17 protein-coding genes are annotated in these 16,067 nt (G+C 46.2%); 13 read left to right on the plus strand and 4 right to left on the minus strand.

The features are described from left to right. Positions 1-3 precede the first annotated feature (3 nt). From AAIH57_RS18715 to AAIH57_RS18745, 7 genes are all read left to right on the plus strand, one after another. The gene (locus AAIH57_RS18715) at positions 4-849 is read left to right on the plus strand and encodes a TlyA family RNA methyltransferase (RefSeq protein WP_430022617.1); all 846 of its coding nucleotides are present in this window, start codon (positions 4-6) and stop codon (positions 847-849) included. Between the two features lie 82 nt (positions 850-931). Next, the gene (locus AAIH57_RS18720) at positions 932-1,420 is read left to right on the plus strand and encodes a hypothetical protein (RefSeq protein ID WP_430022618.1); all 489 of its coding nucleotides are present in this window, start codon (positions 932-934) and stop codon (positions 1,418-1,420) included. Between the two features lie 35 nt (positions 1,421-1,455). Further along, positions 1,456-1,905, plus strand: a complete 450-nt coding sequence (ahrC, locus tag AAIH57_RS18725; protein WP_175395584.1) for a transcriptional regulator AhrC/ArgR — start codon at positions 1,456-1,458, stop codon at positions 1,903-1,905. A gap of 54 nt (positions 1,906-1,959) precedes the next feature. Next, a complete protein-coding gene (gene recN, locus AAIH57_RS18730) occupies positions 1,960-3,696 on the plus strand; it encodes a DNA repair protein RecN (RefSeq protein ID WP_175395583.1) in 1,737 nt (578 codons plus the stop codon). 102 nt (positions 3,697-3,798) lie between these two features. Next, positions 3,799-5,130, plus strand: coding sequence for a SpoIVB peptidase (gene spoIVB, locus AAIH57_RS18735; RefSeq protein ID WP_175395582.1), 1,332 nt, complete (start codon positions 3,799-3,801; stop codon positions 5,128-5,130). Positions 5,131-5,322: 192 nt separating this feature from the next. Then, entirely contained in the window at positions 5,323-6,138 is an 816-nt protein-coding gene (gene spo0A / locus AAIH57_RS18740) for a sporulation transcription factor Spo0A (RefSeq protein WP_175395581.1), read from the plus strand. Positions 6,139-6,448: 310 nt separating this feature from the next. Continuing rightward, positions 6,449-7,486, plus strand: a complete 1,038-nt coding sequence (locus AAIH57_RS18745; RefSeq protein ID WP_430022619.1) for an NAD(P)/FAD-dependent oxidoreductase — start codon at positions 6,449-6,451, stop codon at positions 7,484-7,486. An 89-nt stretch (positions 7,487-7,575) separates the two neighbouring features. Here AAIH57_RS18745 and AAIH57_RS18750 read toward each other — a convergent pair whose 3' ends face one another. After that, positions 7,576-8,349 carry a FlxA-like family protein gene (locus tag AAIH57_RS18750; RefSeq protein ID WP_430022620.1) on the minus strand — a complete coding sequence of 258 codons (774 nt, stop codon included), beginning with the start codon at positions 8,347-8,349 and terminating at the stop codon, positions 7,576-7,578. A gap of 209 nt (positions 8,350-8,558) precedes the next feature. Here AAIH57_RS18750 and AAIH57_RS18755 point away from each other — a divergent pair, with 209 nt between their 5' ends. After that, positions 8,559-9,203, plus strand: a complete 645-nt coding sequence (locus tag AAIH57_RS18755; protein ID WP_246310842.1) for a hypothetical protein — start codon at positions 8,559-8,561, stop codon at positions 9,201-9,203. Between the two features lie 538 nt (positions 9,204-9,741). Beyond that, positions 9,742-10,218, plus strand: a complete 477-nt coding sequence (locus AAIH57_RS18760) for a hypothetical protein (protein WP_017687614.1) — start codon at positions 9,742-9,744, stop codon at positions 10,216-10,218. Between the two features lie 170 nt (positions 10,219-10,388). Here the strand turns inward: AAIH57_RS18760 and AAIH57_RS18765 are convergent, their stop codons facing one another. Next, entirely contained in the window at positions 10,389-10,982 is a 594-nt protein-coding gene (locus AAIH57_RS18765) for a thymidine kinase (protein ID WP_413035455.1), read from the minus strand. 179 nt (positions 10,983-11,161) lie between these two features. Between AAIH57_RS18765 and AAIH57_RS18770 the strand changes: the two genes are divergently transcribed. Further along, positions 11,162-11,374, plus strand: coding sequence for a hypothetical protein (locus AAIH57_RS18770; protein ID WP_175395577.1), 213 nt, complete (start codon positions 11,162-11,164; stop codon positions 11,372-11,374). A gap of 8 nt (positions 11,375-11,382) precedes the next feature. Here the strand turns inward: AAIH57_RS18770 and AAIH57_RS18775 are convergent, their stop codons facing one another. Together AAIH57_RS18775 and AAIH57_RS18780 are read right to left on the minus strand one after the other, a co-directional pair. Further along, entirely contained in the window at positions 11,383-11,730 is a 348-nt protein-coding gene (locus AAIH57_RS18775; RefSeq protein WP_175395576.1) for a potassium channel family protein, read from the minus strand. 147 nt (positions 11,731-11,877) lie between these two features. Then, on the minus strand, positions 11,878-12,195 hold the full coding sequence (locus tag AAIH57_RS18780; protein WP_430022621.1) for a DUF2627 domain-containing protein: 318 nt from the start codon (positions 12,193-12,195) through the stop codon (positions 11,878-11,880). A gap of 232 nt (positions 12,196-12,427) precedes the next feature. Here AAIH57_RS18780 and lpdA point away from each other — a divergent pair, with 232 nt between their 5' ends. From lpdA to AAIH57_RS18795, 3 genes are all read left to right on the plus strand, one after another. After that, the gene (lpdA, locus tag AAIH57_RS18785; protein ID WP_430022622.1) at positions 12,428-13,852 is read left to right on the plus strand and encodes a dihydrolipoyl dehydrogenase; all 1,425 of its coding nucleotides are present in this window, start codon (positions 12,428-12,430) and stop codon (positions 13,850-13,852) included. A 140-nt stretch (positions 13,853-13,992) separates the two neighbouring features. Continuing rightward, positions 13,993-15,021 (plus strand): thiamine pyrophosphate-dependent dehydrogenase E1 component subunit alpha, encoded by a 1,029-nt coding sequence (locus AAIH57_RS18790; protein WP_095290473.1) that lies wholly within the window; start codon positions 13,993-13,995, stop codon positions 15,019-15,021. A gap of 2 nt (positions 15,022-15,023) precedes the next feature. Next, positions 15,024-16,010 carry an alpha-ketoacid dehydrogenase subunit beta gene (locus AAIH57_RS18795; protein WP_175395573.1) on the plus strand — a complete coding sequence of 329 codons (987 nt, stop codon included), beginning with the start codon at positions 15,024-15,026 and terminating at the stop codon, positions 16,008-16,010. Positions 16,011-16,067: the final 57 nt, after the last annotated feature.

The raw sequence follows: 16,067 nt of genomic DNA on the forward strand, positions 1-16,067 counted from the left end.
GACATGTCACTCCCGAAAGAACGAATCGATGTTCTGCTGGTCGAGCAGGGTTATTATGAGAGTCGTGAGAAGGCAAAAGCGGCAATCATGGCTGGACTGGTGTATGCCAACAATGAACGAATCGAAAAGGCAGGCATGAAAATACCGCGGGAAGCTGAACTGAAAGTCAAAGGCTCGGTGCATCCGTATGTAGGCCGAGGCGGATTGAAACTTGAAAAAGCCATTCGACACTTCGGTCTCGACATGAACGGTCTGGTCATGCTCGATATCGGCTCGTCAACTGGTGGATTTACAGATTGCGCTTTACAGCATGGAGCCTCTCATGTATATGCGATTGATGTAGGTTATAATCAGTTGGACTGGTCCTTACGCAATGATGACCGGGTTACCGTGATGGAAAGAACGAATTTTCGTTATGTAACTCCTGAAGACCTCATTGGGCCTGTACCGAACTTTGCCAGCATAGATGTATCCTTTATATCTCTGCGCATTATTTTGCCTCCGCTGCTAGCACTTCTGAAGCAGCCGGCAGACATTGTTGCTTTGATCAAACCTCAATTTGAGGCAGGACGTGAAAAGGTGGGCAAGTCGGGAGTCGTGCGAGATCCAAAAGTACACAAGGAAGTGCTGGAAACCATGCTCCATTTTGCGAATGAGCTTGGGCTAAGTCTTCAGGGTTTAACCTTTTCCCCTATCACAGGTGGAGAAGGTAATATCGAATTTCTCGCTCATTGGCGTCTGGAAGAACCGGGCGCATCACAACAAGAGAAGGACCCGGCTTCACTTGATGCACTTGCGCATCAGGTTGCAATGGAAGCTGCTCATACTTTTACGGGAAACTCATCATAGGATGGGTTTCTTTTCGCTGGAAAGGTGATCCTAATAACAGGAGATTGACTGCTGGACCTCGAATAAGTCTTCGAGGTGAACGATGATGAATGGGCATTCTGACACGATCGTTATTGGTGTACTTGCTGTCATTTTAATCATATGGCTGTTCTACGGCTTACGTAAATGGCTCAATCGACCGTTACCGGTAAGTTTGTCAGGGATTCAACTGAATTCCGATATTCAGCATTCCCCGGCTGTTGATCTGCTTGAAGCAGAAGGGTATGAAGTCATCGGAGGCAAAATGAAAATACCGCTCGCCTTTGAAGTCAATGAGTCCGTTTTTTACAGTCGGCTGTTCGTTGATTATGTTGCTGAGCGTGATGAGATCAGGTATCTGGTAAAGACCTCCCGGCGCAGACAGCCGGTTGATTTTACAGGTCCGGCCATAAGAGATCGTTTTTTGTATTATTTATTGCTGTATCCAGGCTGTGAAGGCCTATTGTATGTGGATACGGAAGAATCCAGCGTTAATGTCATCCGATTGATGGATTATGAGGAAGATGTATACGATGGTGATGATTTGGACTGAAAGATCAGTGGCAACTATTTGAACTGGAGGCATGTATGAAAGGACAACGACACATTAAGATACGTGAAATTATTAGTCAGAATGAAATAGAAACCCAGGATGATCTGGTTGAAGCGCTGCGTCAAGCCGGTTTTCAGGTGACTCAGGCCACGGTATCCCGTGATATTAAAGAATTGTTATTAATTAAAATACCGATGGATGATGGACGGTATAAGTATTCTCTGCCAACAGACCAACGGTACAATCCCATCCAAAAGCTGAAGCGGGCATTGGTGGATAATTTTCTCCACATAGACCATACCAACAATCTGGTTGTGATGAAATGTCTGCCTGGAACGGCAAATTCCATCGCGGCATTGCTCGATAATATCGAATGGACGGAAGTCATGGGTACAATCTGTGGTGACGATACGATTCTCATCATCTGTCGTACTGAAGATAACAGCGTCACGGTTATTGAGCGAATTATGGGTTACATTTCCTAAAAATACGATTCAAAACATAATTGCTGAGTTTGTCATCCGGAGGTGCTTTGGCTGATGTTAGTTACATTATCGATTCGTAATCTGGCTGTAGTAGAAGAAGTGGACGTTGTATTCCACGCAGGGTTTCATGTGTTGTCTGGAGAAACGGGTGCAGGTAAATCGATCATTATCGATGCGCTCGGTTTGATCGCTGGTGGCCGGAGTTCGGCTGATCTGATTCGTTACGGTTGTGACAAGGCCGAAATGGAGGCTCTTTTTGAGATGGAGCAGGGTCACCCGGTGTGGGAAACCCTTGAAAAGCTCGGTATCCAATGTGAACCTGAAGAACACCTCGTCATTAGACGGGAATTGAATACCCAGGGTAAAAGTACATCCCGCATTAACGGGCAGTTGGTCAATCTGACGATGCTGCGTGAAGTGGGGGAAAAACTGATTAATATCCATGGTCAGCATGAACATCAAAGTTTACTTCGTGCTGAGAGCCATTTGGGGTTGTTGGACACCTACGGTGCTGCAGTGATTGGTCCAGTGAAATCGGAATATCAGGAACGGTACAGCCGGTTTATTACTGCTGAAAAAGAACTGCGTGCCCTTCAGGAGTCGAGTCAGCGGGCTTATCAACTGTTGGACATGTATCGTTTTCAACTGGAAGAGATCGCTGCAGCCGGACTGACACATGGGGAAGATGAATTACTCGGTGAAGAACGGGTCAAACTATCCCATAGTGAGAAAATGATGGACAGTGTTGCCGGTGCCTATGATCTGCTCAGTGGTCAACGCGGGCTCGAGGCAGTTAGTATTGCCCTGTCACGTATTGAAGATATCTCCGGTTATGACAGTAAAGGACTCCAGCCTATAGTGGAGCAGCTGCAGTCCGCGTTTTATCAATTAGAGGATGCTACATTCCAGCTGAGGGATTACCGTGAGAAAATTGAGTTTAACCCCGGCAGACTGGAGGAAGTGGAGCAGCGCTTAAACCTAATCTCTGGACTGAGACGGAAGTATGGGGACAGTGTTGAACTCATTCTCAATTATTATGAACAAATCAGCCATGAAACCGACCAGCTGGAAAACAAGGATGAGCGGTTGGAGAAGCTCCGTGCAGAGCGCGACAAGCTGCTGGTTCTGGTGATGGATTCTGCAGAGGATTTGAGCCGAGTCCGGAAACAGTGTGCCGAAGAACTCGCTGCACAGGTGGAGAGTGAGCTGAAGGATTTACAGATGGAGCGTACAACGCTGCGTGTGCAGATTACGCCGTCAGAAGATCCCAAGGGGATTGAATGGAACGGTCGCAGGCTTCGCCTAAGTCGTCAGGGAGCGGATAATGCGGAATTCCTCATATCGCCGAATCCGGGTGAACCTTTGCGTCCGCTTGGTAAAATTGCATCGGGCGGTGAGCTGTCCCGAATGATGCTTGCCATGAAGAGTATTTTCGCACGACATGACCGAATTCCTGTGTTAATTTTTGACGAGGTGGATACCGGTGTAAGCGGAAGAGCAGCTCAATCCATTGCGGAAAAGTTGTTCCGCTTATCTTCTACCTGTCAGGTATTTTCGATTACGCACTTGCCACAAGTGGCCTGTATGGCAGATCACCAGTATCTGATCGAAAAACATGTCGTTGACGGGCGTACCATGACGCAGGTGGAATCGCTGTCAAACGAGGGCAGAGTGAAGGAATTGGCACGTATGCTGGGTGGTGTTGAAATTACAGAAAAAACGCTGCATCACGCACAGGAAATGCTGAATTTGGCGGAAGCCAAAAAAGGGGGAAACGAGCGGCCGGCGTAATGATTGACAGTAATAAAAGCCTGGGGGCAAGGTTATCTTATAGGTACGCAATTGGCGACCACCTTTCGTCAAGCGAAAGAAGCAAAGGGAGTGTGACAGCCATTGAATTCCCCCCTCAGGAAGAAATTGCTAGGTCTTTTATTTGCCTTCTTTCTATGTGTGATCAGCCAGGCGATTCAGCCTGTGCAGAGTTATGCCTCATTGCCTGACGAATTACAGGTATTTGCAGGCAGGCAAGCTGATGTACGACTCGCTGTACCGGCTGCTTCAAGTGCCGTTGTAGACAGACCAGATATCGTCGGTTTGGATGGGCAGGAGCAAGCTGTACATGTCACGAAGCAGCAACCGTTGCATTTGCATCCCCAGCAGACGGGGCAAGCAAAATTAACGTTGAAGTTGTGGGGCAAAATTCCGGTCAAAACGGTGAATGTAAACGTCATTCCGGATTTGCGAGTTGTACCCGGGGGTCAAACCATTGGCGTAAAAGTGAAGTCAGCTGGCATATTGGTTGTAGGTCATCACTTGGTACGTGCTGAAGGAGATCAGAGGGTCTCCCCAGGAGAAGCCGCAGGAATTAAGCTTGGCGATCTGATTACCCATATGAATGGTAAACGTCTCGATGGTGTTGCAGGTGTTGCAGAAGCTGTGGAGCAAGCGGGAAAAAGCAAAAAGGGCATCGATGTTGTATTGAAACGCGGGAAGGAAACGGTTAAGACGCAATTAAAGCCAGCATATGATGCCGAAGATCAAGCCTGGAGACTTGGATTGTACATTCGTGATTCTGCCGCTGGAGTAGGCACTTTGACGTTCTATGCGCCTGATCAGGGCGTATATGGTGCATTGGGACATGTAATTACAGATATGAATACTCAAACGTCCATTGTTGTCGGCAGTGGTCAAATTGTTCAGTCGAATGTCACGTCCATTTCGAAAAGTGAATCCGGCGATCCGGGTGAGAAGCGTGCACATTTTCTTAAGGAAAGCAAAATTTTAGGCAATATTGAGCGTAATACGGCTTTTGGCATATTCGGCAAGATGTCTGACAATCCAGATCACAGTTTATACTCCAAAGGAATTCCTGTTGCTTTCTCACATGAAGTGAAGGAAGGACCGGCAGAAATTTTGACTGTTGTGGATGGACAGCAGGTTGAGCGTTTCTCTATAGACATTGTACATGTGGCCGATCAATCGGAACCTGCAACCAAAGGTCTGGTCCTTCGGATTACCGATCCGAAGCTGCTTGATAAGACTGGCGGCATTGTACAGGGAATGAGCGGAAGCCCAATCGTACAAAACGGCAAGCTGGTTGGTGCAGTGACACATGTGTTTGTGAATGATCCGAAATCAGGTTATGGATGTTTTATTGAGTGGATGTTACAGGATGCGGGAGTCATGATCAAAAAGGAAAAAGCAAAAAATCTTAAGGCTGGTTAAACCGCCTTAAGATTTTTTGTCGAATGGAAAAGATTATTATCACATAATGAAATAAATTATTTATTATATAGTAACGCGAAAAAAAAATAAAGAAAAATAATTTTCGACAGAAGGAATTTCCTCGCCTGTGTCGAAAATTTAACCTGTAAGGAAATGTACGAAACCGTGGTTAAACCAAAGGAGGATACCGTTTTGCAAAAAATTGAGGTATTGCTGGCTGATGATAATCGTGAATTTACGAATTTGCTTGCCGAATATATATCCGAACAGGAAGATATGGAAGTTACCGGAATTGCCTACAACGGTGAAGAAGTACTGCAGTTGTTGGAGCAAAGCCGTGATGTACCGGATGTATTGATTCTGGATATTATTATGCCTCACCTGGATGGATTGGGTGTCTTGGAACGTTTGCGCAATTTGAACCTGAATCCGCAACCGAAAGTGATCATGCTTACGGCATTCGGTCAAGAGAATATCACACAGCGTGCCGTGCAACTCGGAGCTTCTTATTACATCCTCAAACCATTTGACATGGAAGTGCTCGCTAACCGGGTACGCCAGCTTGTTGGATCCCAGTCAACCGTCTCTTCAGGCACCAGCAGCAGCTCATCCATGTTTATGAACAAGTCCAATGTGGTGCCTATGGGCAAACACAAAAACCTGGATGCCAGCATCACGTCCATCATACATGAAATCGGCGTTCCTGCGCATATTAAAGGATATCAGTATTTGCGCGAAGCGATTACAATGGTATATAACAATATCGAAATTTTGGGTGCGATCACCAAAACGCTGTACCCTGCCATTGCCGAAAAATTCAAAACAACGCCGTCCCGCGTCGAACGTGCCATTCGCCATGCGATTGAAGTAGCCTGGACACGCGGAAACATCGACAGCATCAGCCACCTCTTTGGCTACACCATCAACATCAGCAAGTCGAAACCAACCAATAGCGAGTTCATCGCAATGGTTGCAGACAAGCTGAGAATTGAGCATAAAGTCTCCTGAAAGGGTCAGGAGTAATTAAGCTAATACGAAAGCGATAGCAAAAATAAAAGCCACTATTTATGAGGTCTGTTTGGACCAATAAATAGTGGCTTTTATTTTTGGCTTCCTTTATAGAATGACATGTGGATTCATAAGATTCTACATTAGCCGAATAGCTTTTAATGGAATGATCGTTGTTTTGTGCAAAAATTGTTTTGTTTTTATCCATTGTATTTTGATAAGATTCCCATTAAACTAAGAATTAAGTGATAATGAGAATCGATATCAAATACTCGATGTTCTGGATCGAATTAACGGAGGTAACTTTTAAATGGAGCAGCAGTTGGAACTATATGATGTAACCATTATCGGCGGAGGCCCTGCCGGGATGTACTCAGCCTTCTATAGCGGTATGCGGGATATGAAAACTAAATTGATTGAAGCCCGTGACAGACTGGGCGGTCGTATGCTCTTTTATCCGGAGAAAATGATCTGGGATGTTGGTGGGGTGACGCCGATCTTGTGCGAAAATCTGATCAAACAGTTGGAAGAACAGGCGAGAACGTTTGAACCAACGATTATCTTTGAACAGCAGATCGAAGGCTTCGAACGTCAACCTGACGGTACGATTATTCTCACTTCTGCTACAGGTGAGAAACATTGGACACGAACAGTGATTATGGCCATTGGTTACGGAATATACAAGATGGCTAAGTTGGAACTTGAAGGAGCTGATCGTTACGAGGTAACCAACCTGCACTACACGGTGCAGGAATTGGAGCCTTTCCGGGGAAAACGTGTGCTTATCTCTGGTGGAGGCGATTCAGCAGTAGACTGGGCCAACGAGCTTGAAGCTCTCGCAGAACAAGTCACGGTTGTCCATCGACGTGATCGTTTCGGCGGACTGGAACGCAATGTGATCCGCATGAGAGAGTCCTCTGTGGATGTTCGAACGCCTTATGCGGTGGATACGTTACACAGTGTTAGCGGTGAGGTTATTGAGCATGTGACGATTTCCCATGTGGAAACAGGTGAAAGTGAAATGCTTGAGGTCGATGCGATTATCGTCAACCATGGCATGAAGAGTGACTTTGGTCCGATCCGTGATTGGGGATTGGATCTTGGAGAATGGCATGTGACCACAACAGAGAAGCTGCAAACGAATATTCCTGGTGTATTCGCTGCAGGTGACTTTGTGGACTATGGCAGCAAGCTGTATCTCATTGCAGGGACATTTACAGATGCTGCCCTTGCGGTGAACAGTGCAAAACTGTACATGGATCCTGAGGCGGATAAAGTAGCTTATGTATCTTCTCATAACAGCCGGTTCAAAGAGAAAAATAAAGCCCTTGGTGTTGTAGAAGAGTAAAACACAAATAAAAAACCATAACCTTGATTACCTTGATGAATTCAGGTATTAAGGTTGTGGTTTTATTTTTTGCGTTGTAACGAAAATATTTAAATTAAAACGTCGATCGATGTATTTTTGTTTGAAATTGCAGGTGAATTAGATGGATGGTCGTTGTCCTTAGACTGGTTGTTATCCGCAGGAATATTGTCCGTTTTGTCTTTTTCCACTTTATCTACCTCTGTACGCGATTTCTCTGCGGTCTGGTCATTGCGTGGAGCTGTATCATTTATATCTTTGAGTAATTCCCCTATTTTTTTATCCGTACTTCTGATGTGGGATTTAATTTCCTGCACCATTTCACGCTTCATTTGAAAAACGGTATGCTCTGCATTTTCGAGCATTGCTGATTTTCCGCTATCTTGATGAGGGTTACTGTCTAGTAGAGTGCGATCAAATCGAACGCCGCCTTCAAGCGTGTTAATAGAACCCTGCATTTTCTCACGGGATCCGACCAGTTTCCCCAATTGATCGTATGTATTGCTGTTCTTGATTACTGAACCGAGTGAGACCGTATCTTCAGGTTGGGGTTCAGAACTTTTGGGTTGATCAGTCTCTTTTTGGCGAGTCTTTTCCTGAATTTCTTCTGCTTTAATTTGAGCAATTTGAGCGTCGATTTCCTGGATGCTGGAGGATAGGGTTTGAATGCGCTGCATTTTGGTTTTTGTGTCCAGTTTTTCATTGGATCTTACGGTTTGCATTTCTTCACTCAGTCTTGCCTTTTGTTTCATCAGATCCTGAATGATCTTGTCCGTTTTAGAAGCTGTATTGCTGCTGCTCTGGTTTGTTCCGGTGCTTCTGTTTGATGAAGAAACGGATAGCATATTGGATTCCTCCTAGGTTTGAATGTCGCATGATTTTTTTATCATACTTATTATAATATCGGAAATTTGGGTTATTCTGTTAAGGGGGAGACTTGAGCATAGTGCTGCTAATATCGAATGATCGTAACAGTTTGATCAGTTCCTAAACGGAAACTATAATATGTAAAATAGACAAATCAATTGACAGAGTGCAGAATACGGGGTGAGGTATGTCTAAATTGTTTCGGAATTTCATTTCTTCTGTCCTCAGATCTACTAAGGGAAAAGGAAAGAAACGTATCAAATACGCAGCAATCTATCTTGCTGTGGCTGGTGCTTTGCATCGATTGCTGGTTGAAGGCCGGCGGGAACGATACGCAGCCAAACGGCTGCAACAGGATCTCCCTGTTACAGAGCTTGGTCAGATGGACCTGAAACCTGGAGATATTGTCTATACACCGAGCTCGGAGTCAACCTACTATGCAGGACACATGGGGATTATTGGCCTCGACGGAAAAGTGTACCATGTGCATCCGTATGGGCCTGTATTTGCCGATTCACTGGAGTGGTATCTTACACGTTTTTACGAAGGGGATCGGTTCATTGTGTTTCGTTCCCGTTTTAATGAAGCTGGACAACGGGCGGCCGAATGGGTGCAGGAACACTACAAGCAGGTGAAGTTTTATCGCTTGCAAACCAACCTGCGAAGCATTGAACGAAACTATTGTTCCAAATTTGTATATCAGGCTTATCAATTCACCTCCGGGCTGGATCTGTGGAGCCGCAGGTTTAGCAGGTTTAATCAGGGATACATCTATCCGTTTCGAATTGAGCGCTCGTCCGCACTTGAAGTGCTGGGTACTTTTTATAAATAAAGAATCTTCACCGACATCATCTCTATTCTTCGTAAGAAGGGTTGTAGCTTTGTCGGTTTTTTTAATATGTGTAATGATTAAAGACAGGAAAAAGGATCAAAACGTCGAATAGATGTATGAGATAGGCGTGCACAACTGAGAAATGTATACATAATTTTTACAAAGACAGTTTTAGACTCAGAGAGAGAATGAGAATGGTTACAAAATAGGTTAAAGAGAGAGTTGAGAGTGAGATGAAATGGCTGAGCTTCTTACGCGGTTACAAACACAAACAAAACGTAGTGAAGCTATCGGACTACACTCCTAAAAAAGAAAGGAGGCACTACTGTTCCCTTTGCAAGAAACAGGTGAAATCCGTCGTGCATTATGCGGCTCCGGAGGGAAATGTTGCAGGTGTATGCAGTTCTTGTAAGCTTCTTGCTGATAAACGAGGAATGTTCCCCATTTAATAGGAAAAATTGCGCTCAGGAAATAACATTGCTTTGATTTATGAGCGTTTTTGTAGTACATTAGCAAATGTATTCGAAGGAGGATTCTAATGTACTCAGGTAGACAAGACGATACTTTATACATCATGACCTACACCTTAAATAGCGGTATCAAGGGTACGGTTCCACTGTCTAATAAGCAGATTATTGAGTGGCTGGATTGCTACAGAAATGAGAAGCGCTTCGTGACCGAGATTGGGAAAGAGTTCTTTGGATTGAATGCAGGCCTCGTGGCAGACTTCAAAGTTCAAAATCATTTATCCGATTATCAACAGACCATCATGCCCACACAGCAGCAGGATAATCTGGAACGCTTGTCCAGTGCATATAAATCAACCGAGCTATTGATGAAAATTGATTGTAAATGCGGCACGGCATATGTAACGGAATCTCCATATAAGCGGACCAAATGGTATTGCACGAAGTGTAAAGAGATTGTATTTCTGGATGCCAAAAAAGGAATGGTAGAAACGTCGCGCGGTGACGCATACTACATGACCAACAAATATTTTGTTTCCCGAGACTAGCGGGGAGACTACGAATTAGAGCATCGCTAATAAGCGGTGCTTTTTTGTTATAGATTGAAACAACGAATAGATCGTTTGGAAACGTAAAGCAAAAAAAGCCCTTCAGGGCTTTTTAAGATTACGCAGGATTCTGCCTTACAGCGCCTGCCGAATGTATAATGAAAGCTGAATCAGCATTCTACTTTGTGAGGAGGAATGAAACAGCAGCGGCAGCGTGGTTCATAGGCTTCTGAATCGCCGATCATGACAACCGGGCCTAGGGTAACGGGCTCTCCGTTCACAATACGCTGGGTAAAGGCCGCATCCGGGCTTCCGCAAACTGCACAAAACGCGGAGAGCTTCTCGATGTCATCTGCCATGGCGAGCAGACCGCCAACATATCCGAATTCTTTGCCTCGGTAATCCATATTCAGTCCATCCACAATGACGTGTTTGCCACAGTAGGCAAGCTCGGAGACCAGATCCATAATGGCACTGCTGAAAAATTGAACCTCATCAAAGGCAACTACATCAGCATCTTTGGTCTGAGCAAGAATCATGTCCACAGATTCCGGAGTCAACTGCCGGGGAATGGAATGGGCGGGAAGTCGATATCCAATTCGGCTGACAATCTCGTCCTGGGCAAACCGATCATCTTCGGCTGGTTTGTAAGCAACGACCTTTTTACGGCCAAATTGAATCAATTTCTGACAACGGCGAATGAGTTCACCGGATTTTTCACTGAACATGGGTCCAGTAATTACGGTAATACGTCCTGTTTGCACGGTGCTGCTACTCCTCTCACATACGGATTCAACAAAAAAAGCGACCATTACAGAGTACCACAAAAACTTCGGTCAGAGCTAGAACTAATCCAAGCTGCTTTGTGTTACTATATGGATTATTACGCTGTCGGTAACGGCAGTTGTTAGTCAAGTAGTATTTGAAAAGAGGTGTTTTACGAGTGAGTGAAGCGATAAATGAACTGCAGCAGCGATATGAGAAGTTAAAAGGACAGGCTGTCCTTGATGAGGGTGCGGAGGCGTTGATAGCCGATCTGTTTGCTGAAGTGGAGCGACTGCAGGCCAGCAATCTAACCTTGCGCAAAACGATTTTGAAGACTTCTTCCAAAGAGTCCCGCATGTCAACGAAGCTGAGGGATGCACTATACGAATAACCCGGAGATTACTCCGGGTTCTCTTCTGTCTGCAATTTGCGAGGAAATAGAATACCTGCTGTAATTCTGGCAATCATGGCAAAGGTAAGGCCAATACCTGCGAACATGTAGATCACGGTAAATGCTTTGCCGAATCCGGTAGTAGGCACAAATTCAGGATGACCTACGGTGGTCAGGGTTACGGCACAAAAGTAGAGTGCATCAATCCAGTGCAGACCTTCAACACGGGTATAAAATAAGGTTCCGGAGAGCAGCGTTGCTGCAGTTAAGGTAAACAGCGCGAGAAACTTGGGGTCCTTGAACGCGTGGAAAATGCCTTTGAGCAATCTTTGGAGCGTAATGAGAAACGATACCATGATGAACCATCCTGTCTGTTTAAATGTCAGAGCTTCGCATAATTTCTTTTATACTGTATTATGCAGAAATATCAACGTAATAAATAAGCATTATACCTGATCCTGCATGAATGATAAAGGTTAGGGAAAACGGCAAAAAGCCCGGACTCAGGAAGGCTTGCCGGGTGTCTCTGCCTGTTCGGTTGCACTTTTGGAACGGAAACGGGGACCCACATAATTGCGTTTACGGTCACGGAAGAGAATCCAGCCTCCGAGGAAGCTCATGCCTGCTGCAAACAAGAGAAGTCCACCTCCAAAGGAAAGCCACTGGAAACCGGGTGAAATCTGCTCGTTCCCGTGCTCGGCATAAAATAAGAAAAGGGCGTCTTTCATCATTAAAAATCCCTTCATGGCCATTAGACCGGGAATAACCAGTATCATAATCGCCAAAAACCGTGCAAAGACCAGTCTAGTATTCATCACCATAGAACCCCTTCTGCCAAATATCGACGAAAAATAAAGGTTGCGCTTACAGGTCATGCCTGATTCCATCATAGCTTGGTTTCTGTGCGCTGTCCATGTGTCATTGGACAAACTTTGAGTTGACTGCCCAAGGGGAGTACAATGGAATATAGAATTGTTATGCAAAAGAGAAATCATTTTAAGAATCATCGTTCCATTCATAACGAAAACATATTGATAGAGGAGAACATAAAAGATGCCAATTACATGTGATGTTGCCATTCTCGGAGGAGGAACCGGAGGTTACGTTGCCGCAATTCGTGCTGCCCAGTTGGGTAAACAGGTCGTCATTATCGAGAAGGACAAGCTTGGGGGAACCTGTCTGCATCGCGGTTGTATCCCAAGCAAGGCGCTGCTGAGAAGTGCAGAGGTTTACGCTGAGATTCAAGAGAGTGAAACTTATGGAATCGAGACGGCGGGAGCAACGCTGGTATTCCCCAAAGTGCAGGCACGCAAGGATGCCATTGTGGAACAGCTGCATCAGGGTGTCCAATATTTGATGAAAAAAAATAAGATTCAGGTCGTACACGCCCAAGGCCGTGTGATCGGACCATCCATTTTTTCACCTCAGAGCGGAGCAGTAGCTGTAGAGTTTGAAGATGGCGAGATGGATACGGTTGTGCCAACCAATCTCATCATTGCTACCGGGTCACGTCCACGTGTACTGCCTGGTCTGGAGCCGGATGGCCGCTACATTATGAGCAGTGACGAGGCTTTACGTATGGATGAACTGCCTGCATCGCTCATCATTGTGGGTGGGGGCGTGATTGGATTGGAATGGGCATCCATGCTGAATGACTTCGGTGTTGAAGTAACCGTTGTCGAAGCTGCCGATCATGTATTACCTGCAGAAGATGAAGACGTTGCGCGGGAAATGCAGCGGTTGCTGGGGAAACGTGGAGTCCGCTTCCTGACGAAGGCTAAGATCATGCCAGAGTCATATCAAGCAGGAAATGAAGGCATTCGGATTGATGTTCAAAGCAGTAATGATCAGCAGGAGACGCTCCGTGCGGACAAGATGCTGGTATCGGTTGGCCGGCAGGCAAATGTCGAAAACATTGGACTGGAAAACACGGATATTAAACTGGATCGTGGCTTCATCGCGGTTAATAAACATATGCAGACCGGTGAGGGACACATTTATGCCATTGGAGATTGTATTGGTGGATTACAGCTAGCACATGCTGCGAGTCATGAAGGCATTCTGGCCGTCAATCATCTGGCAGGTGAAACCGTTCATGCAGTCGAATCCCATCGAATTCCGCGGTGTGTGTACACTCGTCCGGAAGCAGCGAGCATCGGATATACGGAGCGTGAAGCGAAAGAGCGCGGCCACGAAATCAAGACTGGCAAGTTTCCGTTTCAGGCGATTGGTAAATCGTTGGTTCATGGAAACCGGGACGGTTTTGTGAAGGTAATCGCAGATGCCAAGACGAATGATATATTGGGTGTACATATGATTGGTACCCATGTGACGGAATTGATTGCAGAGGCTTCTCTGGCACAAATGCTGGATGCTACGCCTTGGGAAGTGGGGCAGACAATTCATCCTCACCCTTCCTTGTCCGAAATTATGGGTGAAGCGATGCTGGCTGTAGATGGAAAGGCCATTGGAATGTAGGTCTGGACAGGCTTATGAGAAAGGTCCTTTCCTTTTTTGGGCAAAAGGGATTATAATAAGGTTAAGCCAAGTCTTAGTACCAGGTTATAAGATCGGGTTGTAAGACGGGCACAGGCTCTGATTAAAAGGAGGTACCTCATATGAGTTCACAAGGTACTGCAGATGCGGTCCACCGGCATGAACAGCTGGGACTAAGCGATGGAGAAGTATTGGACATGTACAAATACATGCTGCTTGCGCGCAAGTTCGATGAACGTTGTTTGCTATTGCAGCGGGCCGGCAAAATTAACTTCCACGTATCCGGTGTAGGACAGGAAGCGGCACAAGTGGGTGCTGCGTTTGGACTGGACCGGGATCACGATTATTATTTACCTTATTACCGCGATTACGGCTTCGTATTGGCTGTAGGCATGACGCCTCGTGAGCTAATGCTCTCCGCCTTCGCCAAGGCGGAAGATCCGAATAGCGGCGGCCGGCAGATGCCGGGACACTTTGGTCACAAAAAACTGCGGATTGTTACGGGCTCCAGCCCGGTAACAACTCAAGTTCCACACGCTGTTGGTTTTGCACTGGCAGCCAAAATGCAGAAAAAGGAATTTGTTTCTTTTGTCACGTTTGGCGAAGGTTCGAGCAACCAGGGGGATTTCCACGAAGGCGCCAATTTCGCAGGAGTACACAAGCTGCCTGTCATTATTATGTGTGAGAATAACCAGTATGCCATCTCGGTTCCGGTCCATAAGCAGCTTAGCGGTAAAATATCGGATCGAGCATTAGGTTACGGCTTCCCTGGACTTCGAGTTGACGGCAATGATGCACTTGAAGTGTATGCTGCTGTCAAGGAGGCACGCCGCCGTGCAATTGCCGGTGAAGGCCCTACCCTGATTGAAGCGATGATGTATCGCTTGTCTCCTCACTCCACTTCCGATAATGATCTGGCTTACCGGACCAAGGAAGAGGTTGACGAGAACTGGAAGAAGGACGGCGTTCTTCGGATGAAAAATTATTTGATAGATTGCGGCATCTGGGACGAAGCCCGGGATGCGGATCTGGCTTCCCAGCTTGCGCTGGAAATGAAAGAAGCAACTGAATATGCTGACAACGCGCCATATCCGAAACCTGAGGACACTCTGACGCACGTTTATGCGGACAGCGAAGAAGGGGGACGGTAATCATGGCGGTTATGGAATATATTGATGCGATCCGTCTAGCGATGAAAGAAGAGATGGAGAGAGACGAGAATGTCTTTGTACTTGGGGAAGACGTCGGTGTAAAAGGCGGCGTATTTACCACAACCAAAGGTTTGCAAGAGCAATTCGGCGAAATGCGTGTGATGGATACACCTTTGTCCGAATCGGCCATTGCCGGGGTAGCTATTGGGGCAGCCATGTATGGCATGAAGCCAATTGCGGAGATGCAGTATTCAGACTTTATGCTGCCGGCAACGAACCAGATTATCAGTGAAGCGGCCAAAATCCGTTACCGTTCCAACAATGACTGGAGTTGTCCAATTGTCATCCGTGCGCCAATTGGCGGAGGCATTTTCGGAGGATTGTACCATTCGCAATGTCCGGAATCCATTTTCTTCGGTACACCTGGGCTGAAAATCATTGCACCTTATTCGGCATACGATGCCAAGGGACTGCTCAAGGCAGCCGTTCGTGATCCGGATCCGGTACTCTTCTTCGAGAACAAAAAGTGCTACAAGCTGATTAAGGAGGATGTACCCGAGGACGATTACATCGTTCCGATTGGCAAAGCAAACGTGCTTCGTGAAGGTGCGGATATTACCGTGATCGGTTACAGCCAGCCGTTGCATTTTGTTATGCAGGCTGCGGAGGAGCTGGAGCGTGAAGAGGGCATTACTTCCCACGTCCTGGATCTGCGAACGCTGCAGCCGCTTGACCGTGAAGCAATTATTGCTTCGGCGCGTCAGACAGGCAAGGTACTCATCGTTCATGAAGACAACAAAACAGGTGGTGTCGGCGCCGAAGTTGCAGCTATTATCAGTGAGGAATGCCTGTTCGACCTGGATGCGCCAATCCAGCGCCTGTGCGGACCGGACGTACCTGCAATGCCAATCAGCCCAACACTGGAGAAATTCTACATGCTGAGCAAGGATAAAGCGAAGGAAGCCATGCGCGCACTTGCAGAGTATTAATTCAGTTTGGTGCCATTAAGTTTCGACAACCTATTCGAAAAAAGGTTAAATGCAAAG

It is taken from the genome of Paenibacillus sp. MABNR03, from assembly GCF_050455445.1.
In the GTDB taxonomy this organism is placed as follows: Bacteria; Bacillota; Bacilli; order Paenibacillales; family Paenibacillaceae; genus Paenibacillus; species Paenibacillus xylanilyticus.

What these genes read in the sequence shown, in the direction of transcription:
- AAIH57_RS18715 (WP_430022617.1), top strand. Translation starts at nt 4, where the DNA reads ATGTCACTCCCGAAAGAACGAATCGATGTTCTGCTGGTCGAGCAGGGT.
- AAIH57_RS18720 (WP_430022618.1), top strand. Translation starts at nt 932, where the DNA reads ATGATGAATGGGCATTCTGACACGATCGTTATTGGTGTACTTGCTGTC.
- ahrC (WP_175395584.1), top strand. Translation starts at nt 1,456, where the DNA reads ATGAAAGGACAACGACACATTAAGATACGTGAAATTATTAGTCAGAAT.
- recN (WP_175395583.1), top strand. Translation starts at nt 1,960, where the DNA reads ATGTTAGTTACATTATCGATTCGTAATCTGGCTGTAGTAGAAGAAGTG.
- AAIH57_RS18745 (WP_430022619.1), top strand. Translation starts at nt 6,449, where the DNA reads ATGGAGCAGCAGTTGGAACTATATGATGTAACCATTATCGGCGGAGGC.
- AAIH57_RS18750 (WP_430022620.1), bottom strand. Translation starts at nt 8,349, where the DNA reads ATGCTATCCGTTTCTTCATCAAACAGAAGCACCGGAACAAACCAGAGC.
- AAIH57_RS18755 (WP_246310842.1), top strand. Translation starts at nt 8,559, where the DNA reads ATGTCTAAATTGTTTCGGAATTTCATTTCTTCTGTCCTCAGATCTACT.
- AAIH57_RS18760 (WP_017687614.1), top strand. Translation starts at nt 9,742, where the DNA reads ATGTACTCAGGTAGACAAGACGATACTTTATACATCATGACCTACACC.
- AAIH57_RS18775 (WP_175395576.1), bottom strand. Translation starts at nt 11,730, where the DNA reads ATGGTATCGTTTCTCATTACGCTCCAAAGATTGCTCAAAGGCATTTTC.
- AAIH57_RS18780 (WP_430022621.1), bottom strand. Translation starts at nt 12,195, where the DNA reads ATGGTGATGAATACTAGACTGGTCTTTGCACGGTTTTTGGCGATTATG.
- lpdA (WP_430022622.1), top strand. Translation starts at nt 12,428, where the DNA reads ATGCCAATTACATGTGATGTTGCCATTCTCGGAGGAGGAACCGGAGGT.
- AAIH57_RS18790 (WP_095290473.1), top strand. Translation starts at nt 13,993, where the DNA reads ATGAGTTCACAAGGTACTGCAGATGCGGTCCACCGGCATGAACAGCTG.
- AAIH57_RS18795 (WP_175395573.1), top strand. Translation starts at nt 15,024, where the DNA reads ATGGCGGTTATGGAATATATTGATGCGATCCGTCTAGCGATGAAAGAA.